The following is a 2,526-nucleotide window of genomic DNA, read 5'->3' as shown; positions in this document are numbered from 1 at the left end:
CATAAACTCTCTTCCCCCGCGTCCGGTGCGGCGCACTTACAGCCCGCAGTTCAAGGCAGAGCTGGTCGCCCAATGTCTGGAGGGTAATGTCGCGTTGGCTTCGCTGGCCATCGATCATGGCATGAACCCCAATGTGTTGCATCGCTGGGTAACGGAGCACGAACGCTACGGCAAACATACTTTACAGAATGACGGCGTAGCGTTGCCGGTGCAAACGGTAGATGTGACACCAGCGAACTGGTTTGCCGTCAAACCGTTGCCGGTAGTCGATAGTGGCCAGGTCATGCCCCCAGCGCTGCCCGCTGCTCAAGCGCCTGATCCTATCCAAGCAAACAAGACGATCGAGGTTGCGCTAGCCGTCCGAGGATTGACCATGACGGTGCACTGGCCCTGCGAAGATCATAAAGGCCTGGCCTGCTTCGCCCGGGAGTTGCTGGTGTGATCCGAGTCGATCAGGTCTGGCTGGCGGTCGAACCGATGGATATGCGGGCTGGGCCCGACACGGCTCTGGCACGTGTGGTCAAGGACTTCGGCGCGGCACGACCTCATCACGCCTACGTGTTTGCCAACCGGCGGGCCAACCGAATGAAGATTCTGGTGCATGACGGCCTGGGTGTTTGGCTGGCAGCCCGACGCTTGAATCAGGGCCGATTCGTGTGGCCACGAGCAGACCAAATCCATATTGAACTGAGCGACGAACAGTTGCAGGGCCTAGTCATCGGACTGCCCTGGCACCGTATCGGTGAGAGCGGCATCATCGATGCCCTTTAGATACAAAATCGGGCAGTAAAAACAATACGGGCATGCGCCCATAGTGGCCCGAGCCACCCTGTGGCAAACTTCGTTCCTATGAGTTCGCCTTCGCCAGACTACCTTGATCACCTGGATGCCCGCGCATTGCGTGCGCTACTGAGCGAGCGCGATCAGCAGCTGGCCCAGACCTGTCAGAGATTGGCCGAACACGAGCAATTGCTGGCACAACGTACCGAAACGCTGGCAAAAAAAGAGGCGCTCATTGTTCGTAAAGACCAGGACATCGAATTTAAGCGAGCCACAATAGTCAAGCTCACGCACGAGATTGCAGTGCTACGTCGGTTCCAGTTTGGTAAAAAGAGCGAACAGATCAGTGGTGTGCAGGGCAGCCTTCTGCAAGAGACCGTCAGTGCTGACATTGCGGCCATCGAAGAAGAGCTCAAACAATTAAGCGGCGTGCCCAAGACCACCGAGGCGCGCGAGCAACCCAAGCGCATGGCACTGCCACCGCAGTTGCCGCGCGTTGACATCCACCACGAACCGGACAGCACCACCTGTGTCTGTGGTTGCCAGATGAAGCGTGTTGGCGAAGACGTGGCCGAGAAGCTGGACTACCTCCCCGGAGTGGCTCAGGTCGAGCGCCACGTTCGTGGCAAATGGGCCTGCCGCCAGTGCGAAACCCTGATTCAAGCACCGGTCCCCGCCCACGTCATCGACAAAGGGCTGGCCACAACCGGGCTGCTGGCTCACGTGCTGGTGGCGAAATACGCAGATCATCAGCCGCTGTATCGCCAGCAGAAGATCTTCGAGCGTGCAGGTGTAAAGCTATCGACTTCTACACTGGCCGACTGGGTCGGAGTCTGTGGTGTGCGCCTGCAACCGTTGGTGGATGCCCTGCGCGAGGCGATCCTCAAACACGATGTGCTGCATGCTGATGAAACGCCCGTCACGATGCTACGGCCCGACACTGGCAAGACAGCACATCGCGCTTACCTGTGGGCTTATGCTCCGGGCGTGTTTGAAGATATGAAGGGCGTTGTCTACGACTTCGCACCAGGCCGCGCTGGTGAACACGCCCGTGCGTTTCTGGGCGAATGGTGCGGCAGCCTGGTCGTCGACGATTACAGTGGCTATAAGAAGGGATTTGCGCAGGGCATCACAGAAATCGGTTGTATGGCGCATGCGCGAAGAAAATTCTTCGATCTGCACGTGGCCAACCAAAGCCAACTGGCCAAACACGCCGTGAACTATATCGGCGAACTCTATGGGATCGAGCGTGAAACCCAAGCACTCGATGCCCACGAACGATGGCGAATCCGTCAGGAAAAAGCCAAGCCGATTGCAGATCAATTGCATGCGTGGATGCTGGCACAACGACTACGTGTGCCCGATGGGTCGGGTACAGCCAAGGCCCTGGACTACAGCCTGAAACGCTGGGTGGCGCTCACGCGCTACCTTGGTGACGGCCGGCTCCCGATCGATAACAATCATATCGAACAGCAAATCCGTCCCGTAGCCCTAGGACGCCGCAACTGGCTCTTCGCAGGTTCGTTACGTGGCGGCCAGCGCGCTGCTGCCGTCATGAGTCTGATTCAGTCCGCCAAACTCAATGGCCACGATCCGTATGCCTACTTGAAGGATGTGCTGAACCATCTGCCCACGTACAAAGCGAGTCAGATCGACCAGCTCCTGCCGCACAACTGGCAACCCGCTACGGCCTGATCAACAACGCCTGCATCAGCAGGAGTCAAGGTGTGTTCGCCGGAACCTTAC

At 58.3% G+C, this 2,526-nt stretch carries 3 protein-coding genes; all 3 read left to right on the top strand.

Annotated elements, in window-relative coordinates:
- On the top strand, positions 1–442 hold a 442-nt coding region (locus tag ERE07_RS21520), incomplete at its 5' end, for a transposase (protein ID WP_342366257.1).
- Positions 439–771, top strand: coding sequence for an IS66 family insertion sequence element accessory protein TnpB (tnpB, locus tag ERE07_RS21515; RefSeq protein WP_130011064.1), 333 nt, complete (start codon positions 439–441; stop codon positions 769–771). The genes ERE07_RS21520 and tnpB, both read left to right, overlap by 4 nt.
- A 78-nt stretch (positions 772–849) precedes the next feature.
- The gene (gene tnpC / locus ERE07_RS21510) at positions 850–2,475 is read left to right on the top strand and encodes an IS66 family transposase (protein ID WP_245153833.1); all 1,626 of its coding nucleotides are present in this window, start codon (positions 850–852) and stop codon (positions 2,473–2,475) included.
- Positions 2,476–2,526: the final 51 nt, after the last annotated feature.

The sequence above is a fragment of the Allopusillimonas ginsengisoli genome (assembly GCF_004153455.1).
GTDB lineage: Bacteria > Pseudomonadota > Gammaproteobacteria > Burkholderiales > Burkholderiaceae_B > Allopusillimonas > Allopusillimonas ginsengisoli.
Note: the sequence above shows the minus strand (reverse complement) of the source record. Positions and strands in the feature narration are given on the sequence as shown.

What these genes read in the sequence shown, in the direction of transcription:
- tnpC (WP_245153833.1), top strand. Translation starts at nt 850, where the DNA reads ATGAGTTCGCCTTCGCCAGACTACCTTGATCACCTGGATGCCCGCGCA.